The 21,032-nt window shown below is 60.4% G+C and carries 15 protein-coding genes; all 15 read left to right on the top strand.

The genetic code is table 11. The features are described from left to right. Positions 1–36: 36 nt before the first annotated feature. Positions 37–780, top strand: coding sequence for a polyketide synthase (locus E4O97_RS02825; protein WP_032877017.1), 744 nt, complete (start codon positions 37–39; stop codon positions 778–780). Positions 781–791: 11 nt separating this feature from the next. Next, positions 792–4,367 carry a beta-ketoacyl synthase N-terminal-like domain-containing protein gene (locus E4O97_RS02820; RefSeq protein WP_248128358.1) on the top strand — a complete coding sequence of 1,192 codons (3,576 nt, stop codon included), beginning with the start codon at positions 792–794 and terminating at the stop codon, positions 4,365–4,367. A gap of 45 nt (positions 4,368–4,412) precedes the next feature. Further along, on the top strand, positions 4,413–5,351 hold the full coding sequence (locus tag E4O97_RS02815; protein WP_103735466.1) for an alpha/beta hydrolase: 939 nt from the start codon (positions 4,413–4,415) through the stop codon (positions 5,349–5,351). Positions 5,352–5,433: 82 nt separating this feature from the next. Next, positions 5,434–8,526 (top strand): isoleucine--tRNA ligase, encoded by a 3,093-nt coding sequence (gene ileS / locus E4O97_RS02810; protein ID WP_248160831.1) that lies wholly within the window; start codon positions 5,434–5,436, stop codon positions 8,524–8,526. Between the two features lie 60 nt (positions 8,527–8,586). Beyond that, positions 8,587–9,438 (top strand): 4'-phosphopantetheinyl transferase superfamily protein, encoded by an 852-nt coding sequence (locus tag E4O97_RS02805; protein ID WP_078820780.1) that lies wholly within the window; start codon positions 8,587–8,589, stop codon positions 9,436–9,438. 125 nt (positions 9,439–9,563) lie between these two features. Further along, positions 9,564–10,928, top strand: a complete 1,365-nt coding sequence (locus E4O97_RS02800; RefSeq protein ID WP_032877012.1) for a cytochrome P450 — start codon at positions 9,564–9,566, stop codon at positions 10,926–10,928. Next, complete coding sequence (locus E4O97_RS02795; RefSeq protein WP_216090991.1) at positions 10,925–11,854, top strand: VOC family protein; 930 nt, start codon at positions 10,925–10,927, stop codon at positions 11,852–11,854. The genes E4O97_RS02800 and E4O97_RS02795 overlap by 4 nt, the downstream gene beginning before the upstream one ends. Before the next feature lie 47 nt (positions 11,855–11,901). Further along, a complete protein-coding gene (locus E4O97_RS02790) occupies positions 11,902–13,257 on the top strand; it encodes a fatty acid--CoA ligase family protein (protein ID WP_078820782.1) in 1,356 nt (451 codons plus the stop codon). Continuing rightward, positions 13,254–14,027, top strand: coding sequence for an SDR family oxidoreductase (locus E4O97_RS02785; RefSeq protein ID WP_078820783.1), 774 nt, complete (start codon positions 13,254–13,256; stop codon positions 14,025–14,027). The genes E4O97_RS02790 and E4O97_RS02785 overlap by 4 nt, the downstream gene beginning before the upstream one ends. Then, positions 14,021–14,341: an acyl carrier protein gene (locus E4O97_RS02780; RefSeq protein WP_032877008.1), complete on the top strand. Its 321-nt coding sequence runs from the start codon at positions 14,021–14,023 to the stop codon at positions 14,339–14,341. The genes E4O97_RS02785 and E4O97_RS02780 overlap by 7 nt, the downstream gene beginning before the upstream one ends. After that, on the top strand, positions 14,338–16,575 hold the full coding sequence (locus E4O97_RS02775; protein ID WP_078820784.1) for a polyketide synthase: 2,238 nt from the start codon (positions 14,338–14,340) through the stop codon (positions 16,573–16,575). Before E4O97_RS02780 ends, E4O97_RS02775 begins: the two co-directional genes overlap by 4 nt. 144 nt (positions 16,576–16,719) lie before the next feature. Next, on the top strand, positions 16,720–16,962 hold the full coding sequence (locus tag E4O97_RS02770) for a hypothetical protein (RefSeq protein ID WP_032877005.1): 243 nt from the start codon (positions 16,720–16,722) through the stop codon (positions 16,960–16,962). Next, positions 16,952–17,335, top strand: coding sequence for a Rieske (2Fe-2S) protein (locus E4O97_RS02765; protein ID WP_050549317.1), 384 nt, complete (start codon positions 16,952–16,954; stop codon positions 17,333–17,335). The genes E4O97_RS02770 and E4O97_RS02765 overlap by 11 nt, the downstream gene beginning before the upstream one ends. A gap of 69 nt (positions 17,336–17,404) precedes the next feature. Further along, positions 17,405–18,982: a class I adenylate-forming enzyme family protein gene (locus E4O97_RS02760; RefSeq protein ID WP_248160830.1), complete on the top strand. Its 1,578-nt coding sequence runs from the start codon at positions 17,405–17,407 to the stop codon at positions 18,980–18,982. Between the two features lie 34 nt (positions 18,983–19,016). Further along, a complete protein-coding gene (locus tag E4O97_RS02755; RefSeq protein WP_248160829.1) occupies positions 19,017–21,005 on the top strand; it encodes an alpha/beta fold hydrolase in 1,989 nt (662 codons plus the stop codon). Positions 21,006–21,032: the final 27 nt, after the last annotated feature.

Below are 21,032 nucleotides of genomic sequence, written 5' to 3'. Positions count from 1 at the left end.
CCCATGGCTGGCGAATCGTTGCAAAGAGGAGTGCCGATGGACAGTGTCATCGATTTTCAGGCGCGTGACGACGGGGTAGTGGTGCTCACGCTCCAGGACCGTGAGCATAAGAATACCTTCACGCCGGCGTTGATCGACGGATTGATACAGGCCTATGCGCGAATCAACGCCAGCGACGCCTACAAGGCAGTGGTGATCACGGGCTACGACAGTTTTTTTTGCAGTGGCGGCACCCGCGAAGGGCTGCTTGCCTTGAACCAGACGCGTGGCGATTTTACCGATGCCAATGTCTACAGCCTTGCATTTGAATGCAAGATCCCGGTGATCGCCGCGATGCAGGGGCATGCTATCGGCGGCGGCCTGGTAATGGGCTTGTTCTGCGACATCGTGGTGTTGTCCCGCGAGAGCCTGTATACCGCCAACTTCATGAAGTACGGCTTTACCCCCGGCATGGGCGCGACCTATATCCTGCCCTCCCGGCTCGGTAGCCTCGGCCAGGAAATGCTCCTGGCGGCGCAGAGCTACAGTGGTGCGCTACTTGAAGCACGCGGCGCGCCGTTTGCAGTGTTACCGCGTGCCCAGGTGCTGGCCCACGCCCTGGAGTTGGCGATGGAGTTGGCCGACAAGCCCCGGTTGTCGCTGGTCACGCTCAAGCACCATCTAAATCGCAAGCTGCGCGAAGACCTCCCCGCGGTCATTGAGCGTGAGCTGGCGATGCACGCGTTGACAATGCATCAGCCGGAAGTCGGCGAGCGAATCTCAACCTTGTTTGGCCGGTGAGAGAGACACTTATGACCCTGAAGACCATCCTCGACGAACTGCGCGAGGGCCGGCTGAGCATCGAGCAGGCCAAGGCACGCCTGCGTATGCTGCCGGCACCCCAGCCGACGGCGCAAACCCCTGATCCCGTGGCGGTGGAAGCTGGCGATATTGCCATCATCAGCATGGCGGGACGCTTTCCTGGTGCGGCGTCGGTGGAGCAGTTCTGGGACAATTTGCGTGCTGGCGTAGACAGCATTACGCAAGTGCCGGCGACCCGCTGGGATACCGACACGTATTTCAGTGCACAAAAGGGTGAGCCGGGCAGGGCGTATTGCCGATGGGGCGGGTTCATCGAGGATGTGGACCGTTTCGATTCACTGTTTTTCGGCATTTCTCCGCGCGAAGCCCAGTTGATGGACCCTCAGGAGCGCCTGCTTTTGCAGGAGGTCTGGACCTTGTTCGAACGCATCGGCTACACCCGCGATTACCTGGCTGAGTCCTGCGACGGCGAGGTCGGGGTGTTTACCGGTTCGATGTATCAGCAGTACCACGCGTTCGACGCCGATGTGCCGCGCAAGGCCACGGTAGCCTTGTCATCGACCGCAAGCATGGCCAACCGGATTTCGCATTTTTTCAACCTCAAGGGTCCCAGCCTGGCGCTCGACACCATGTGTTCCTCGGCGGCAACGGCGCTGCATCTGGCCTGCGAAAGCCTGCGCAGCGGCAGTTGCCGGTTGGCGGTGGTGGGGGCGACGAATCTGTCTATCCACCCGTTCAAATATATTGCGTTGTGCCAGGGGCAACTGCTCGCCAGTCATCCGGGGGTTCGAGCCTACGGGCAGGCAGACGGGTTCCTGCCCGGTGAAACCGTGGCTGCGGTGCTGCTCAAGCCGCTCAAACAGGCGATTGAAGAAGGTGACACGGTCACTGCGGTGATCAAGTCCACCGCTATCAGCCACAAAGGCTATACACCCGGCTACAGCGTGCCGAGTGCTGCTGCGTTCGAGACCCTGCTGTCGCGGCATTTCCAGCGCTCGGGCATCGACCCCCGGAGTGTCGATTACGTCGAGACCTCGGCCTCAGGTGCAACCCTGGGCGATGTCGCTGAGTTCCAGGCGTTGCGAAGCGTCTATGGGCCGCGCAATACGCACTTGCCACACTGCCGTCTGGGTTCGGTGAAGTCGAACATTGGCCATGCAGAAGCCGCGATTGGCCTGGCGCAGGTGATCAAGGTGGCGTTGCAACTGCGTGACCGGGTGCTGGTGCCGTCGATCCTGACCGAACCGCTTAATCCACAAACCCGCGCTGATGAGGCGCCGCTGCGGGCCCAGCGCAGCCTGGAGCATTGGCACCATCCCAGCGATGCACCTGGCGGCATGCCCTGGCCGACACCGCGCCGTGCCGCTGTACATACATTCGCCGCTGGCGGTGCGAATGCCCACCTGCTGTTGCAGGCGTACGACGCTGCACCCGCCGCCGTTGAGCCGGTCTCAACGCCAGGCCCGTGGCTATTGGTTTTTTCCGCAGCGACTAACGAGCGCCTGCAGGCTGTGCTTGGCAGTGCTCGGCAAGCATTGGCTGCCACCCCTTCGCTCACCCTGGATGACTTGGCGTTTACCCTCAGCCAGGGTCGTGAAGCCATGAACTGCCGGGTGGCATGGGTGCAGCGCCAACCTGGCACCTTGCTCGACACTCTGGATGCGGCGCTGGCCTGTGTTCACCGGCAACAGGGCAGTGTGGACGGCGTGGTGATTCACTATGGTGACCTTGAGGAGGTCGAGGTGCCGGATACCGCGCCCCTTGAGCGCCAGACGTTGAGCCTGGAAGAGCAGGCCCGGGCCTGGGTTGTTGGACAGATCAGCCTGCAACAGGTATCTCGCCAGGCCAGCCTGCGTGCTGGCCGCCGCATCGTCGAGCTGCCGACTTATCCGTTTGCCAAGGTTCACTGTTGGCTGCCGACCGTTGACACATCCGCCACGCCTGCGCCTGCGATAGCCATCGCGCTGGAGGCGAACGCCGAGGATGTGCATGAGGTGGTGCGTGCGCAAATCGCCGCACTGACGCAAATCGATCCGCACACGTTGCAATTGGGCAAGCCGTTGCTTGATTACGGTTTGAATTCAGTGACCATGCTGGTGCTGGCGGCTTGCCTTTGCCAGGCATTGGAGGGGCTGGATGAGAGTCGTGACGGCCCGCAGTTAGTGCTGTGTAGGACAGCCGGCGCGCTGATCGAACAGCTTGAGCAAATGCTCGCTCCCATGCCGCCTCCGGTCAGCGAGCCGATGCCGTCGACCGCTACGCCGATCGTGCCGAGTGTGCCTGCGGCGAGTAACTACGTTGCGCCGGAACAATTGCAGGTGTACCACCGCAACGGCTACGCCTTCGATTTTGCCCACCAACCCGCCGCGCTGCCGGAGCGGGCATGGGCCGGCAAACGCGGTGTGGTGCTGGGGGCCGGGCCGGCTGGCCTGGTGGCAGCCCTGACCCTGGCGGCCAATGGTTTCGAGCAGGTGTATGTGGTCGAAAAGCGTACCGCGATCAACCGTATGCAAATGGTCACGCTTTACCCTCACACCTTGCCCTACCTGAAAAGCATCGGGGTGCTGGATGCCGTGGCACGGCGCGCCGCACGGATCGTGCGACACGATTTCTACCTCAATAGCGCCGGGCAGCGCACCCGGTATTTCTCCCGCGAGTTGCCGGCCGGCATTCTCGACAGTATCGATGCAAGCATGGCGTATGGAGACGAGACAGTCGCCGAGCTGTTCGTGGGTGAGTCGGTGATGGCCATTTCCCTGGCCGACTTGCAGGCGGTGTTGATGGAGCAGGCTTGCGCGCGGGGCGTGCGGTTTATCGCCGACCATCAGGCGACGGTGGTCGCCGACGACAGCAGGCCCGCTACCTGGCAAGTGTTGCTGAGTGCAACGGCAGGTGCGCCGTCATTCCCCCTCGATGCCGATCTGGTTGTGGTCGCTGACGGTGCGCGCAGTGCCGTGGCCCAGGCCGCGGGCATCGAGTGCACGCTGCTGCAGACCCCTCAGGGCAGTGAGAGCTGGTATGTGTTTCACTGCGCCAGTGAGGTTGCGACGTCACGCTTGAGCTATGAGTTCGCCTTCGATTCGCGCGGGCGTCTCGATCACTGCGCTTTTGGCCTGGCCTACCCTGTGCGCAAAGAGTTTGGCGTGGCGTTCTACAGCAGCACACCGACGCCACCGGCGCTCGAGCTGCTTTTGGACAAGGCTGACTTCTTCGCCAAAAGCTGGGGCGTCGAGCACCAGGGGATCAACTGGTTGACGCAACGTATTGCGGTGCATCACAGCAGGGCCGAACGGGTAGTTGATGGCAACCTGTTGTTGGTAGGAGATGCAGCCGGCACCGGCTCGCCCAACGCCGGCCTGGGTTCGGGCCTGGCGATTTCGGCCTATGGCTGGGCACTGAACGAGTATTGCCGGCGGGCTGCGACGGATCGGGAGGCCGCGGCGGATTTCTATCAGGCCGCCGCCAGCCGCTATCCGTTGGCATGGCAAAGCCGTTCGCTGCACATCTGGGACGAGATCAACAATCTGGCAGCAGGCGTGGCGGGGCAGCGACAAACCGGTACATGAGGCACCTTGGGGCAAGCAGGCACAGTGAAGAGAGGGACACACAGCATGCAACTGATCACGCACGATGGCTTGAGCCTGGAGGTGCTACACACGCAGGCGCCGGGTGGCACCGTGGTGTTCGTCAATGCCCTGGGCATCGGCAACGCCGTGACGCAGGGCGTGGCCCAGGCGCTGCAGGCGGCCGGTATTGGCTTTGTCACCTGGGAACGGCGCGGATTGCCGGGGGCGTATGACGATAGGTTTCGCGAATATGCGCTGGACGATCAGGTGCGCGACCTGGAACACCTGATGGCCATGCTCGCTCCTGGCCCGGTGGTACTGGCCGCCTGGTGCACCGGCATTCATACCGCGTTGGCTTATGCGCGCAGATGGCCCGCACGCTTGGAGGCGCTGCTGTTGTTCAACAGCCCGAATTTCTTCAATAGCCGCTACAGCGCAGTGGCTGGCGATGCCATTGGCAAGGTCAGTCGCATATTGGTCGAAGATGAGTCCAAGCTCGATTTCATGTACCACACCATCTTCGCCAATAACACGGAACAGACAGCCACCCGCCTCACAGGGCTGGCCGATGCGCGCATCCGCGGCTTGGTGGAGGCTCCCTTCAAAAGCGGCCCCCAGGCATTGCTGCGCTATATGTACCTGATCCAAAGCGCCGCTGAGCCTGAAGTGGATCGCCAGTGGTGTGCCCCGATCAGCGTGCCAGTCCTGGTGATAGGGGGGCGGCAAGACACCATGGTGTCGTTCCAGGACTCACTGAGCCTGGGAGAGATTCTGCCCAATGCGCAGGTGCGCATCATGGACGATTGGGGGCACTACACGCTTTTCTCTGATACACAAGAGAGTGTATCCAAGGTTATGCTGGGGTTTCTGCAAACGCTGGAAGCGTTTGACTGTCGTACCGTGCCACCTGCTTTTCTCACCCCTTTTTGTGCGCCGTCAGTTGTATCGGCCGCCAGTCGACAGGGTGAGGCAGACGTGGATTGACGGGCGATGGCGGCGGCAGACCGCCAGGTAAGGTAAAGCCCCGAGGGGGTGCTTTTTTTGTTTTTACTGACAGGTGTGACTGATGAGTACGGAAGGAAGTGGGCCGGTTAGATTTCCGGCAATGGAAGATGCGGTACTCGAGCGGTGGGAAAAAGAAAAGACGTTCGAGCAATCCATCAGCGCCCGTGAGGGTAAGCCGGTGTACGTATTTTATGACGGCCCGCCGTTTGCTACCGGCCTGCCGCACTACGGCCATATTCTGACTTCCTATATCAAAGACGTCATACCGCGTTACCAGACGATGCTCGGCAAACAGGTCCCACGCCGCTGGGGCTGGGATTGCCACGGCTTGCCGGTGGAGTTCGAAGTCGAGAAGGCCATGGGCTTCAAGTCCAAGCGCGATATTCTCGAGTTTGGCGTGGAGCAGTTCAACGACGAGTGCAGAGAGCTGGTGCTCAAGTACGCCGATGACTGGCGTGGCTTTGTCAACCGGATGGGCCGTTGGGTCGATTTCGATGGCGCCTACAAGACCATGGATAACGACTACATGGAGTCGGTGCTGTGGGGCTTTAAAACCTTGCATGACAAGGGGCATGTCTACGAGGGCGGCAAGATCGTGCCTTACTGCGTGCGTTGCCAGACGGTGTTGTCGAATTTCGAGGCGCGCCTGGACGACGCCTTCCGCCCGCGCCGCGATATGTCCGCCTATGTCAAGTTCAGGCAACAAGACCGCCCGGACACTTTCTTCCTGGCATGGACCACCACACCCTGGACGTTGCCTGCCAACGTCGCACTGGCCGTGGCCGCCGATGAAAACTATGTGTGCATCGAGCACGGCGAAGAGCGCCTATGGCTGGCCGAAGGTTGCCTGGGCGGCTTGCTCGATGAGCCGGTGATCCTGGAACGCTGTACCGGCGCAGAGCTGGCTGGGCTGCGTTATCTGCCGGTGGTCGGCGAGGTGATCGATGCCTCGGCCCATCGCGTGGTCACCGCCGACTTCGTACAGATGGGCGATGGCTCTGGCATTGTCCACATTGCCCCTGCGTTCGGTGAGGACGACGCCTTGCTCGGGCAGCAATACGAGTTGCCTGCACCTAACCCTGTTCGCGACGACGGTACCTTTTCCGATGCGGTGGCGCAGTATGCCGGGCAGAATATTTTCGAGGCCACGCCGCGCATCCTTGCAGATCTGAAGAGCAGTGGCTTGCTGTTCAAGCAAGAACAGATCGAACACAACTATCCACACTGCTGGCGTTGCGATAACCCTCTGATCTATCGCGCGGTAGAGTCCTGGTTCATCCGCGCGTCGGCGCTGCGCGAGCAGTTGGTGGAAAACAACAGCCAGGTCAACTGGGTGCCCGAGCATGTGAAGGAAGGGCGCTTCGGGGACTGGATCCGTAATGCCCGCGATTGGGCGGTGTCACGCAACCGTTTCTGGGGTGCGCCCATCCCGGTATGGCGCTGTGACCAGTGCGGCACCGTCGAGGTGATGGGCAGCATCGCGCAGATCGAAGCGCGTTCCGGGCGCAAGGTCGAAGACCTGCATGTGCCTCATATCGACGAGCATCGTTTCGCCTGCCAGTGCTGCGAGGGCACCATGAGTCGGGTGACCGGTGTCTTCGATTGCTGGTTCGAATCGGGCGCAATGCCGTTCGCCAGTCGGCACTACCCGTTCGAAAACAAGCAGGAGTTCGAACAGACTTTCCCTGCCGACTTCATCGTCGAGTACCTTGCGCAGACCCGCGGTTGGTTCTACACGATGATGGTCATCTCCACCGGCTGTTTCGAGCAGAACCCCTTCAAGAACGCCATGTGCCACGGGGTGATTCTGGCCAAGGACGGTCGCAAGATGTCCAAGCGCCTGAAGAACTACCCCAACCCGATGGATCTCATGCAGACCCACGGTTCGGACGCCTTGCGCGTGGCCTTGCTGGCATCGCCGGTCTGCAAGGGAGAGGACATCAAGTTCAGTGAAGAGTCGGTGCGCGACGTGGTGCGCCGCTACCATCTGCTGTTCTGGAATTGCCTGCAGTTCTATAAAACGTTCACCGAAATCGACCAGTTCAGTCCTTCCGGCGACCTTGGCCAGCCCCTGGACAATGTCCTGGACCACTACTTGTTGCATGAGTTGGCGGCGCTGGAATCGGATATCAAGATGTGGATGGAGTCTCTGGATTTTTCCAAGATCTATTCGCGTATCGAAGTGTTCATCAACGTCTTGAGTACCTGGTACCTGCGCTTGAACAAGGCACGCATCTGGCGCGATGGCCTGGATGACGACAAGCGCCAGTGCTATGAAGTGCTGCACTACGCGTTATCTAATTTTGCTCGTCTGCTGGCGCCCTTCATGCCGTTTCTGGCTGAGGCGGTCTATACCGAACTGGGGTATGCCGACTCTGTGCACCTGCAAGACTGGCCGAGCATCGATCGGCAGTACCTGTCGTACGAGCTGGCCGATGAGATGAGCAGCCTGCGTAACTTGATCGCCAGCGTGCGCAATGTGCGCGAAACCAATGGGGTTTCGCAGAAGTTTCCGTTGCGCAGCATTCGCGTCGCGGGTATCGAACAGGCCGTACTGGAGCGCTATGCACAGTTCCTCGAGGAGGAACTCAACGTCAAGCAGGTCCAGTGGGCCGCCGATGCCGACGAGTGGGCGCAGCCCGTGGTGGTATTGATCTTCTCCTTGCTCGGCAAGCGACTGGGCCCGGCGATGAAGGCGGTCACCACAGCGGTGAAGGCTGGAGAGTATGTAATCGATGAACAGGGGGTGCTGGTTGCCGCAGGGCAGACGATCCAGCCCCACGAGTTCGAGCGTCGCCTGACCGTGCGTGACACGCTCAATAACGTCGGGATTGTCGAGAACATGGTGGTCTGGCTGGACTTGGACATCGATGCCTCGCTCAAGCGCGAAGGCGCCGTACGTGAGCTCAACCGCAGGCTGCAAGACCTGCGCAAGAAAGCCAAGCTGGGCTACACCGAAAAAGTCGACATCGCCGTGCTCGGCGGTGCCTATGTCGATGAGATCCTGGTGCACCACGAGGACTGGCTCAAGAGCCAGTTACTGGTCCAGAGCTTGTTGCGCAGCGATCTTGAGGCGCCGCTGGCAGTGGACGAAGTCGAGCTGCCCGAGGGCGACCCTGTGCGTATTCAACTGCGCCGTAGCGTACTGGCCTGAGGCAATGCCGACCTGGTGCCGCGCTGTCGAGCGGCACCAGGTGGTGCCGCTGGAGTCACGATGGATCGTGAGTGGCCGTTACCACCGGGCGATATCCAGTTGTGGGTCTGTCGTGATGAGTTGATCGTCGCGGCTGACCTGTTGGCCGAATATGCCGCGGTGCTCAGTGACAGTGAGCGCCAGCGGATGGCGCAATTTCATTTTGCCCGACATCGCCATCAGTACCTGGTTACCCGGGCGCTTGTGCGTCATGTGTTGTCGATGTATCGCCCCGGTATTCCCCCGCAGCACTGGTGCTTTGCCTACAACGATCACGGCAAGCCGTGTATCGATCCGGTGTTGGACCCCTCGCAGTCCCTGCACTTCAATGTTTCCCATACCGATGGCTTGATCGTCATGGCCGTGTCGCGACAGGCAATCGGCATCGATGTTGAAGACCTGCAGCGCCAGGGCGACGGCGTTTCGGTGGCCGATACGTTCTTTGCGGCCGCCGAGCGCCACGACCTGCAGCAGTGTGGCGCAGCGCACCGTGCGCAGCGATTTTTCGAGATATGGACACTCAAGGAAGCCTACATAAAGGCCCGCGGCGAAGGTCTTGCTGTACCGCTCGACAGCTTTGCCTTCCGGCTGGGGCCAAGCTGCGGGCATTCCCTTCAATTCAACCCACCGACAACCGACGCCCGGCATTGGCAATTCTGGTCAACACTGCTGCTGGCGCGCTACTGCCTGGCTGTGGCTGCCTGTCATGAATCGCCTCGGGCCAGGTTTTGCCTGCGCGTGCAGGAAGTCATTCCCCGCGTGCGTACCCTCGACCTGGCCTGCCTGTGTCGGCGCCAAGCGGCCCCCCACACGGTGACGCCGCCATGGAGGCTGCCGGGCATCTGCGCCACACCCGAGATCGACCTCGGCTAATTTACCTATCAGTGCTTATAGGTTTGGATCGCGCCGCTTTTGGTTATGCTTTTTTCGCTGGGCACTGATGTGTCGCAGGCAGGGCGCGGCAATGCATAGACCAAACGCCATCCGGGAGAGCAACGATGACATCGTGGGAAAGAGAGGTCTCGAGTGGGGCCGGCAACCGCCAGCTTCCCGTGGTCAAGGGCTGGCCACTGCTCGGCAGTGCGCTTGCCTTGATCCGCAACCCCCTGGGCTTCTTGCAAACCACGCGCAGTACCTATGGCGATGTCTACCGGGTCAAGGCCGCGCATATGAACTTCGTGGTATTGGCCGGCATGGAGGCGAACCGATTCGTGGCGGACAAGGGCAAGGATTGCTTTGTCTCAAGCGGGTTCTGGGAAGCGACCTTGCAAGAGATGCAATGCCCGCATTCGTTCATCGGCGTGGATGGTGATGCCCATCGCTTCCAGCGCAACCTGATGAAGCCGCTGTTCTCCAAGTCGGCGTTCAACGAGCGCATTCCCATGCTTGCGCAGATCTTCACGGATACCCTGCAAGCGCGCTACGGCGTTGATCAAAAGGTGTCGGCGCTGTTTCGGCATGTGCTGTCGCAGCAGATTGGTGGATCACTGCAGGGTTATCAACCCACGCCGGATGAAGTCGAGGCGCTGATGCGGTATCAGAATACCGCGATGAACGTTTGTGCCCTGAAAAAGTGGCCGCGGCTGGCGTTGCGCCTGCCGGGTTACCGGGCGGCGAAAAAGCAGGTGCAGGCGCTGGCCGACCGGATTATCGAGTCGGAACGGACCCAGGAGCAAACCCAGGGTTACTTCCAGACGCTCAAGGAAAAAGGGCAGATGGTCCAGCCCCAGTGGTTTACCCCAGGAGATATGCGCAACCACGCCATCATCTCCTACCTGGCAGGCATCGACACCGTCGGTGCCACCTTGAGCTTCATGTTGCTGGAGCTTTTCAAGCAGCCGCACTTGCACCAGGCGTTGCGTGATGAAGTGGATGCCTGTTTCAGCCAGGGATTGCCGGACGCTGATGGCCTGGAAAACATGGAGACCCTGAAGAACTTCATCCGCGAGGTGATGCGTCTTTATCCAACGGCCTACGCCGTGCGCCGTACGGCAGCGAAAGACTTCGAGTTCCAGGGTTACTCGATCGACAAAGGGCAGGACATCATTCTATTCACCACTGCCAACCACACGGATCCTGCGTGGTTCAAGAACCCTCAGGTCTTCGACATCACTCGCTATGAAGAGCCGCGGCTTGAACACCGCGCCAGCGGCGCCTGGGCACCCTTCGGTCGTGGGCCGCACACCTGCATCGGGGCGGGGCTGGCCAATATCCTGTTGTCGTTGAACCTGGCGCTGTTTTTGTATCACACCGATTTGCGCCCGGCGTGCAAGCTCAGCGATATCAAGATGGATTTCTCCAACCCCGCCGCAGGCTTGAGCGAGCGATTTGCCATTTCCTTTACGCCACGGAATCGCCCGTGAGCAGGTCCGAACTTGCGCCACCGCGATTGTGCCAGGTCGCAATCTGCTCCGCCGACGCCACCACCAGCATGCAGTTTTATGCCGCGTTGTTGGGTTTGCGTGCCACCGGCAGTTTTCAGGTTCGCGGACCCATGGCTGCCCGACTGTTCGAGATGACGGTGGTGCAGGGCGTCAATTACTGGATGGCTGACGCACAGGCATTTTTTCAGCTTGAATTCTTCGAGTTCAGCCAACCGTGCCGGTTGCCGGCGGCAACGCGCACACGCAGCGGCTACGAGCGCTTGTTTGTCGCGGTAGCCGATATAGACGCCGCCGTGGCGCGCTTGCAGGCGGCCGGTATACCCGTCGACCTCGCCGGCACAGTGCTGCGCGACCCCGATGGCGTACCGGTGCAACTGGTGGAGGCTGAGGCTGGCGGCGCGGTCGGGCGCATTATCGGCGTACGGCTGGTGGTCGAAGATCTGGAGGACGCCGTGGATTATTTTCATCGGGCGCTGGGGCTGCCGCTGTCGGCGTGCCAGCCCTCGGCCACGGTCAGCTGCGACACGCCGCGCTGCGCCCTGGATGCGGGTGAGCACTGGATCGAACTGGTGCACCGCCAAGGCGTGGGCGCCGTACGACCACTCAATGAACCCGGACTGATGAATGTCGCCCTGGGCGTACGCCGCCCAAGCCACTTCAATGCCCTTTACCGACGCGTGCTGCGTGAAGGCTTCAGCTCAAGCACGCCGCCGGTTGGCGGTGGGTTATCCCACGTGGTGTACCTGCGCAGCCGCGCTGGGCTGTCGGTGGAGTTGCTGCAATTGCCCGCCTGGATGGATGCCATCTGGGGCTTTCGCGCTCCCGGAAGGTTGGCCAGGCTGGCGCGGTTACTGATTGGAGGGCTGGTCGGGTTGTCGGCCAGGATGGCTCGCGCATCGCCTTGAGCGTTCGTGCGGTGTTTTGGCAAACAGCAACAGGAGCACAGGCAGACATGAGAGAGGAACGTAATTGGATCAGCGACCGCCTGGCTTCGTTCGGCGACGGCATTGCGCTGATCGCCGATGGGCAGCAGTCCTCCTTCAACGCCATAGGGCAAGCGATGATGTCCTGGCAGGCGCTTCTGGCGCACCAGAACATCGCGTGCTGCACGGTAATCATCAATGGTGATTATAGCTGCGCGATGGTGGGGGCGATTCTGGCCTTGTACACCCGGCATTGCGTGGTGGTGCCACTCAATCGCAGTTCGTCTGAACGCTGCGCGGCGGTGGCACGTACGACAGGGGCCAGTTGGATCATCGACGCCGATCACTCCGGCGATCTGCAGGCGTTAACCACACAGTTGCCCACCCACGAGTTGGTGGCAGGCCTGTTCGATCGCCGAGAAGCCGGTCTGATATTGCTCAGTTCAGGCAGCAGCGGCGAGCCCAAGGCCATCCTGCTCAGCCTCGAAAGGCTTTTTGCCAAATACCGCGATGCGCCGCGCTCAAGGCCTCGTACCACGGCTGCATTCCTGTTGCTGGACCATATCGGCGGTTTCAATACGTTGCTGCACTGTTTATTCAGCGGCTCGACACTGGTCAAGCTCGATTCCCGCGACGCCGTGAGCATTTGCCGGCAGATTGCTGAACACCGGATCCAGCTCCTTCCCGCCACCCCTACATTTCTCAACATGCTGCTATGGGGACGGGCGTACGAGACCTACGATCTTTCCAGCCTGGAACTGGTGACCTACGGCACCGAGACCATGCCCGAATCGACCCTGGCCGCGCTGAACGAGGTGTTCCCGGCTGTGCGTTTCAAGCAGACCTATGGCATGAGCGAGCTGGGCATCCTCTCCACGCGCTCGGAGTCGAGTGACTCGCTGTGGATTCAAATTGCCACTGACGATGTGCAGGTGAAGGTGGTTGATCAGATTCTGTGGATCAAGACCCGCACCGCGATGCTCGGCTATCTGAACGCGCCGTCGGTGATCGATCAGGAGGGCTGGCTATGCACGGGGGATCTGGTTGAAACCCGTGGCGATTATTTCCGCATCCTCGGGCGTGGAGAAAGCCTGATCAATGTGGGAGGGCTCAAAGTGCTGCCGGTAGAAGTCGAGAGTCGGCTGTTGAGCCTCCCCTTCGTCAAGGATGCCGTGGTATGGGGGCGCAAGAGTCCGGTCACCGGGCAGATCGTGGCCGCCACGGTCGTTCTGGAGGGTGAGTTGGACACCGACGACGCCAAGCGCCAGATCATGCTGCATTGCCAGCAAGGGTTGGAAGATTTCAAGGTGCCGCGTCATATCGAATTTGTGACCGGGCGCCTGCACAGCGATCGATTCAAGAAAATCAAGGTGGCCTCGCAATGACTGATGCAGTTTCTGACGCTTTACACACTCGCCATGACAGCGCTCCATCTGCGGTAAAGGGCACCATCATTGTCAGTGGCGGTAGCCAGGGCCTGGGATTGACGACGGTCCGATGTTTCCTGGAGGCAGGCTATAACGTCGCGACCTTCAGTCGTCGAGAGTCTCCGGCTGTCACGGAGTTGAGCGAGCGTGCCGACTTTCATTGGCAGGCACTGGACTGCACCGACTACTCAGCGCTCACCGCCTTCGTCCAGCAGGTGGAAAAGCGCTTCGGTGGCCTCGACGGGCTCGTCAACAATGCCGCCACCGGTGTTGAAGGCATCCTCAGCACGATGCGCGTGGCGGACATCGACAGTGCGCTTGATATCAACCTCAAGGGCCAGTTGTACCTGACCAAGCTGGTCACGGCCAAGCTGCTCAAGCGTGGCGCGGGCAGCGTGGTGAATGTGTCATCTATCAATGCCCTGCGGGGTCATTCCGGCCTGACGGTTTACAGCGCAACCAAGGCCGCGATGGATGGCTTGACCCGCAGCCTGGCCAAGGAGCTGGGCCCACGGGGCATTCGCGTCAACTCGGTTTCGCCTGGCTACTTTTCCAGTGACATGGTCAAGGACCTGAGCCCCCAGACACTCAGCAGGATCGAGCGCCGCACACCGTTGGGGCGTCTGGGTACCCAGCAGGAAGTGGCGGATCTGATCCTGTACCTGGTAGACCGGGGCACCTTTGTCACCGGTCAAAACATTGCAGTCGATGGAGGTTTCACATGCTGAATCATCAAGTCATGGATCAAGTATTCGATCAAGTAGAGCACCAGATCGCTCAGGTTCTGGGGGCGAAGGGTGGGCCTTTGGTGGCGGTGGAAATTGACAGCCGCTTCAGCGACTTGGGCCTGAGCTCCCTGGACCTGGCGACGCTGATCAGCAACCTGGAAGCGGTTTATGGAACAGACCCCTTCGCCGATGCCGTGGCGATCACCAGCATCGTGACCGTGGCGGACTTGTGTCGAGCGTATGCGCAACAGGGTGTGCCGGGGCCGAGTCCGGACCCGCTGGACGCCCAACTGCGTGATCTGCGCCAACTGTGAGCCAGGCCCTAGAGAGCCATCTGGGCGACCTGGCCGTTGTCGGGTTGGCATGCCGCTTTCCGGGTGCACCTGACCAGCGAGTGTTCTGGGAGAACCTGCGCCAGGGCCGCGAGTCGATCGTTGACCTTGACGATCAGCAACTGAGCGCGGCGGGTGTCACCCGCGAGCAATGGAGCGAGCCTGGTTATATCCGGCGCAGCCCGGTGCTTGAAGGCATCGAATGGTTCGATGCGCGGTTCTTCGGGGTTTCCGCGCGCGAGGCCATATTGCTCGATCCGCAGCATCGACTGTTGCTGGAGGTGGGGTATGAGGCGCTTGAGGATGCCGGGCATGTCAAGGCGGCTCAAGCCGGCGTGACGGGTGTCTATGCATGCATGGGGGGCATCACCACCAGCTATTTGCATCAGTTTGGTGACCGTCTCGACCCCTTGCATCATGAAACCGCCAGCCTGGTTCACCAGGGTAACGACAAGGATTTTCTCGCCACGCGCCTGTCCTTCAAGCTCAACCTGACAGGCCCGAGCATGACCGTGCAGACCGCGTGTTCAAGTTCGCTGGTGGCGTTGCACCTGGCCTGCAACGCTCTGCGCCTGGGGGAGGTCGACACTGCGCTGGTGGGGGCAGCCGCCATTCGTATTCCGCACCATACCGGTTATCCCCTCGGACAGAGCCCGTTATTGTCTCGCGACGGTCGTTGCTGTCCGTTTTCCAGTGATGCCAGCGGCACGTTGTTCGGCAGCGGCGTGGCGAGCGTCATCGTGCGCCGCCACGCCGACGCGATACGCGATGGTGATCATGTGTATGCGCTGATCAAATCCAGCCATGTCAACAATGATGGGGCGATGAAAATCGGCTACACCGCCACCAGTGTGCCAGGGCAGGCCAAAGCCATGGTGCGGGCGATCACGCTGGCGCGCGCCAATGCGCGGCAGATCAGTTATGTGGAGTGTCATGGTACCGCCACCAGCCTGGGCGACCCTCTGGAAATCAAGGCGCTTGAAAAAGCCTTCCGCCTGGATACCCAGGACCACGGTTTTTGTGCGATAGGCAGTGTCAAATCCAATATTGGTCACCTTGAACAGGCAGCCGGCATCGCCAGCCTGATCAAAGTGGCGTTGATGCTAAAGCACGACACCCTGGTGCCTTCACTCAATTTCACCACGCCCAATCCGCGCATCGATTTCGAGCATTCGCCGTTCCGGGTCAGCCAGGACACCCGGGTGTGGTCGCAGGCGCTGGAGCAACCCGCCGACACTGCGCGGTTGGCAGCGATCAATTGCCTGGGGATCGGCGGCACCAATGTGTTCAGCGTGCTGCAGTCCGTTGCGCCAGCTCTGGTGCGCGGGACCGACGCAGCGGTGGACGTGCCGATTTGTCTGTCTGCCGCAACGCGAGAGCAACTACGCCAATACCTGCTGCGGTTCGCCCATTTCGTCCGTGACAGCGGGCCAATTGATCGTTTGGCGCTGGCGCATACCATAAACATCAGCCGCAGCGCACATCGCGAGCGGTTCGCTGGTGTGTTGAAAGCAGGCATAGACGTGGACAGGTTTTTTGAAGAGGCCGCACACAGCGTGCTGGATGCGCCTGCGACGTTCACGCCGCGCCTGGTGTATTACCTGTGCGAGCAGCCGCAGCACCTTGACGATGCCAGTCGGCAGGCATGGCTGGCGGCGCCGAGATACCAGCGCATGGCCGATGATTACGCAGAGTGCCTGGGCCGTCTCTCCAGTACGCCACAGACCGTTGAAGCGGCGGCTCGCTGCGCCGAACTGGCGTTCGAAGTGGCGCTGTATCAACAGTTGGTGCGCTGGGGGATGGTGTTCGAGGCCGTGATCGACAGGGGTTACGGCCACTGGATCAACCGCTGTCTGCAGCTCGGGTGCGGCGCATCGTCGGCACTAGACGCTAGCCCTGAGTGGTTGAGCGCGTTTGTGCAGGAGGGGCAGGGCGCCGCCCAGCTTGCTTCCCCTGGCTGGCCTGATTCGGCCCAGGTTGCAGTGCTCGTCGTCAGCCGCCAGGCCTGGGCTGTAACCGTGCCATCGTCCGGGCGTTGCGTGCATCTGGCCGAGGAAATGCTGACGTTCGCTGACGTGGAACGCTTTGCCTGCGACGTTGTGCAGGCCGGAATCAGCTTTGATTGGCTGGATTATTACCGCTTGGTAAAGGCACAGAAACTGTCACTGCCCACGTATCCGTTCGCCCGTCAACGCTATTGGCCAGTTGAAGACTGAAAGCCCGCGTGCGGTAAGTTTTTCATGGGCGCGGGAAGATGTCTCCCCATAAGGCTTATAGGTTGATGGCCGCCAGGAAGATGGGGAATATAAAAATCCAATCCGCACCGATGCCCGGGTCGCCGGCATCCACAGGAGGCGTAGATGCAGATCACTCGCCAGACCGTCCAGGACGCGTTGCAGGCCACCCTGGGCCGAGCCGTGACGGTCGAGCCACATGTGCCACTGATCGAGACTCGATTGAAAATCAACTCGCTGACCATGATGGCACTGTTCGCGCAGCTTGAGCGTGTCAGCCAGGTCACCGTTGCGCAAAAGGATGCAGTTGGCCTCTACGGTTGCAGTATCGACCAGATCGTCCAGTGGTTCGCCCAACGTGAGCAGTGAGGTCGTGAAGGCGTCGTCGCCGTTGGTAGAGCATCCGCCCGCTTGTCAGTTCGCCGCGAAGCGGGATGCGCTGGAGGAAGGCGGCACGCTGGCTGTTCAAGTAGAAGGGCAGGCGATATTGCTTTGCCAGGCCAGGCAGGCGGTCTATGCCGTGGAAAACCGCTGCCCGCATCAGGGTAAGACGATGGACGGCGCCTTGATCCGGCGCGGCCAACTGATTTGCCCGCACCACGGCGCCAGGTTCGACCTGGAGACGGGCGAGGCGTTGGGGCCGCATACCCGCTGCGCACTGACGACCTACAAGGTGCATCTGATCGACAGCGACGTGATGATCGAGCAACGCGCACAGGCCAGGCCGGAGTGCGGTACGTGAGCCTGCTTCGCCTGGCACCGCGGCTGGCAATGTGCGTCTTCTATTTTTGGTATGGCAAGGGAATGTGAGATGGAACAGTTGACCCCTGGCGTCGGTGCAAATGTATGCCTGGCATTAGCGCAGGTGTGCGATCGGCATGCCCAGCGTACCGCGCTGCACTTACCGGATCTGGGCAGTGCCGCGAAGCTGTCCTATGCCCAGCTTCATCAAGCTATCAGCAACGCAGCGGTGGCCTTGGCCGGGCTGGGTATCAAGCGTGACGATCGAATCGTGCTGTGCCTCGATGTCGAAGCCCATGCGTTGATCCTGGTATTCGCCTGCGCCTATCTCGGAGCGACCGCTGTAGTAGTGGGTAATCGCCTCAGTCAGGAAGAAATGCGCTACATCGTCAGCGATGCTGCGCCGAAGATGGTCGTCACCTCACTCAATGACCTGGGGTTGTTTGCCGGCGACCTGCATACTTCCCTGGTAGTGGTGGCAGCCTCGGACGAGGACACCGGCGAGTGCTCCGTTTTTCCTGGCATCGATGAGCTCGTCTCCATGCGGGGGGCCTGCGTCGGCATGGCGTGCGTCGCAGGCGATCATCCAGCGCTGATCCTCTATACGTCGGGCACTACCAGCCAGCCCAAGGGCGTCGTCATCTCCCACGCGCACCTGGTGTGGTCAGCGCAGTCCAATATCGAGCACCTGCAGGTCACCGAAAACGATGTGACGCTGGTGTTTTTTCCGCTCTGCCACACCATGGCTTTTTCCTATCAAGTGCTCACCTCATTGTTTTCGGGAGCCGCCATGGTGCTGCGGCGGGTGTTCAACCCCCAACGCTTCTGGAGCGATGCAGCACACTTTGACTGCACATGGGCCGCGATCCTGCCGTTCGTTTGTCATGCCCTGGCAGCCCTGGAGAAACCGGTTCGACACAGCTTCAGGTTTTGGGGCTTTCCCAGCCGCAACACCGACGTGGAGGCGCTGTTTGGTGTGAAGACCGTAGGGTGGTGGGGCATGACTGAGCTGTTTGCCATTGGCAGTGTGACGAGCGAGCAGCACAGCGCGGACCTCAATTATTCGATTGGCAAGCCAGTGAGTGGCTACCGCTATCGGTTGACCGATCCCGTCGCGAATGCCGGGCCGTTCAATGCGCGAATCAGTGCCGATCTGCAGTTCAACGCGCAACCCGGCAAGAATCTGTTTCTGGGCTATCTCAACAAGCCTGGCGAAACCCGCGACGCCTTCACAGAGGACGGTTGGTACATCACCGGCGACCGCTTTTTCGAGACTACCGAGGGCGTGCTGTTTTTTGATGTGCGCTTGAAAGACATCATCAAGGTGGGCGGGGAAAACGTATCGGCTTCGGAGATTGAGTTCGCTGCGTACGCCAGCGCCATGATCAGCGAAGTGGCGGTAGTGTCGCGCCCCGATCCCTTGTTGACGGAAACACCGGTGTTGTTTGCCGTGCTCAACGCTAGCGGTCGTGAGGACCAGGCGCTCGCCAGGCGGCATATCGAACAGGCCTGCCGCGAGCGCCTGGCCGACTTCAAGCGGCCTCGCGAAATTATTTTCCTGGAAGATTTTCCCCGTGCCGGCTTGCGCAAGATTGCCAAAAATCAATTGCGCCAGATGGCTTTGCAACAGGCCCATGAACCGGCCTGAGCAGGCCCGTCATTTACCGTTTGAGGAAGGCGACATGAAAAAGCTCTATGTGACCGGCGGCACTGGTTTTCTGGGAAGCCATTTTATCTATCGGCATTTGCTCACCGGTGAGTTCGATGTGACCTGCCTGGTCAGGGGGCGCGACGACAATGAGTGCCGACATCGTATCCGCGATGCGGTGCTCTCGGCGGGCCAGCATTATCCTGCCACTGACGCGCGACTCTCTTTTGCCGGCTTGAAAGCCCGGCGCGCCGATATCACCCAGCCGTTGGCGGGGATGGATATCGCTCAGTCCCGGGCGCAGGCCTCGGAGCAGGCGGTCTTCCTGCACTTTGCTTCATCGCTCAATTTCGAAGAAAAGAACCGCGACATTATCTATGAGCACAATATCAACGGCCTGACCCATGCGTTCCATGCAGCACAGGCGTTGGGCTGCCAGACGTTTTTCTATATCTCGACTGCTTATACCGCAGGCGTTGGTTCGGGTGAGGTGGAGGAATGCCTGCACCAGAGCACTGAATTCAATAACTATTACGAAGAAACCAAATGTGCGGCCGAGCACTTGATTGACCGCCTGTGCACTGCCAGTGGAATTGAGTTGGTGATTATCCGACCGTCGATTGTTATCGGTCCGCAGGCCACTCAATCCGCAGGTGGCAGCACCACTGGCCTGTATGGGTTCCTGAGGGAGGTCAACCGCCTCAAGCGCGCCATGCGCAACACTGAACAAACCGTGCGCCTGTCGGGTAAGCCCCACGCCAGGGTCAACCTGGTGCCAGTAGATCAGGTGTGCCAGGACATCATGCGGGTGTACGACAATCTGGCGAGTTGCCCGCGGGGCATCTTCCACGCCACGTCGTCGACCAATATCGAAGTGCGCGTGTTGCTCGATATTATTTCCCAGGCCATTGAGCTCAGTGGTTTGCAGATCGATGAAAGCGGGCTGGAAAACCCCTCGGCCATCGAGAAACTGCTGGCCCGTAAAACCGTGTTTTACAACCCCTACATCCACAACACCAAGACCTTTCTTCGGGCCGATGGAGGCGGCTGTGCGCTGACGATTGCAGACGTCGAGGGCTACATCAAGGGTGGGGTGGTGGCGCTGAGCCAACGCAAACCTGACCTCTTGCGTCAATACGTGATCGATACACAAGACCGGGTGCCCCTCAATGTCTATGCCTCGGCGGACAAGCGCAAGGAAACCGTGGTCTTCATCAACGCAGTCGGCATGCCTTTGGAACTGGCCAACCGCCTCAGGGAGGCCCTGGAAGATGACTTCCGCTTTGTTACCTGGGAAAGCCGCGGTATCCCCAGCCCCGTGGATGATATCGACACCATTGACGTCAGTGTTGCGGCGCATATCGGCGACCTGCAGCGGATTTTTGATTACTTCAATATAGAAAAAGCACATCTGATCGGCTGGTGTTCGGGGGCCTACATCGCCTATCACGCCCGCAAGTTGAAAGAAGTCGCGAGCCTGACGCTTATCAGTGGCGCGTATGGTCTGGTGAGCGCAGAGGAAGAGGAGACCGCTTTCATGCGCAACCTGCGGCAGGTGTTGCCGCTTATTTCACAGTCGCGTAGCCAGGCAGAGCGCTTTCACGCGTCGTTTTTTGCGCGCTCCGGCAGTGAGAATACCGAGAGTGCGACACAGAGCCGCCAATCCAGCGAGATCCTCGACGCGACGGATCCGAACCTTATCCACCTGACGAGCCTGCCCTTTGAATCCGCGGAGTCGCTGTATTGCTATAGCCGGGCTATTACCGCGCTGCAAGTCGGCGAGTACCCGCTGCAGGATGAGCAACTCGGGGTGCCGTGCCATGTCATCGCCGGCACCTGTGATGAAGCTGTGAGCCCCCATGAGTCAAAGCGCTTTATCGAACTGCATGAGGGTGCTGACTATTCGGAAATCGCTGGCATGGATCATTTTGGTTTGTATAACCACCTGGGGTTGTTGGGGGTGGTGACGGCGTATATCAAGAACCTCAGCCCGGTGATGCCGGGTTCCCAGGCGGATGCATAAGTCCAGCCTGCTCATCCACACGGCATC

It is taken from the genome of Pseudomonas sp. W15Feb34 (assembly GCF_023127765.1).
Taxonomy (GTDB): domain Bacteria; phylum Pseudomonadota; class Gammaproteobacteria; order Pseudomonadales; family Pseudomonadaceae; genus Aquipseudomonas; species Aquipseudomonas synxantha_A.
This window is presented reverse-complemented; position numbering and strand designations above follow the sequence as displayed.

Coding starts and splice junctions, on each gene's coding strand:
- E4O97_RS02825 (WP_032877017.1), top strand. CDS start 37: ATGGACAGTGTCATCGATTTTCAGGCGCGTGACGACGGGGTAGTGGTG.
- E4O97_RS02820 (WP_248128358.1), top strand. CDS start 792: ATGACCCTGAAGACCATCCTCGACGAACTGCGCGAGGGCCGGCTGAGC.
- E4O97_RS02815 (WP_103735466.1), top strand. CDS start 4,413: ATGCAACTGATCACGCACGATGGCTTGAGCCTGGAGGTGCTACACACG.
- ileS (WP_248160831.1), top strand. CDS start 5,434: ATGAGTACGGAAGGAAGTGGGCCGGTTAGATTTCCGGCAATGGAAGAT.
- E4O97_RS02805 (WP_078820780.1), top strand. CDS start 8,587: ATGGATCGTGAGTGGCCGTTACCACCGGGCGATATCCAGTTGTGGGTC.
- E4O97_RS02800 (WP_032877012.1), top strand. CDS start 9,564: ATGACATCGTGGGAAAGAGAGGTCTCGAGTGGGGCCGGCAACCGCCAG.
- E4O97_RS02790 (WP_078820782.1), top strand. CDS start 11,902: ATGAGAGAGGAACGTAATTGGATCAGCGACCGCCTGGCTTCGTTCGGC.
- E4O97_RS02785 (WP_078820783.1), top strand. CDS start 13,254: ATGACTGATGCAGTTTCTGACGCTTTACACACTCGCCATGACAGCGCT.
- E4O97_RS02780 (WP_032877008.1), top strand. CDS start 14,021: ATGCTGAATCATCAAGTCATGGATCAAGTATTCGATCAAGTAGAGCAC.
- E4O97_RS02770 (WP_032877005.1), top strand. CDS start 16,720: ATGCAGATCACTCGCCAGACCGTCCAGGACGCGTTGCAGGCCACCCTG.
- E4O97_RS02760 (WP_248160830.1), top strand. CDS start 17,405: ATGGAACAGTTGACCCCTGGCGTCGGTGCAAATGTATGCCTGGCATTA.
- E4O97_RS02755 (WP_248160829.1), top strand. CDS start 19,017: ATGAAAAAGCTCTATGTGACCGGCGGCACTGGTTTTCTGGGAAGCCAT.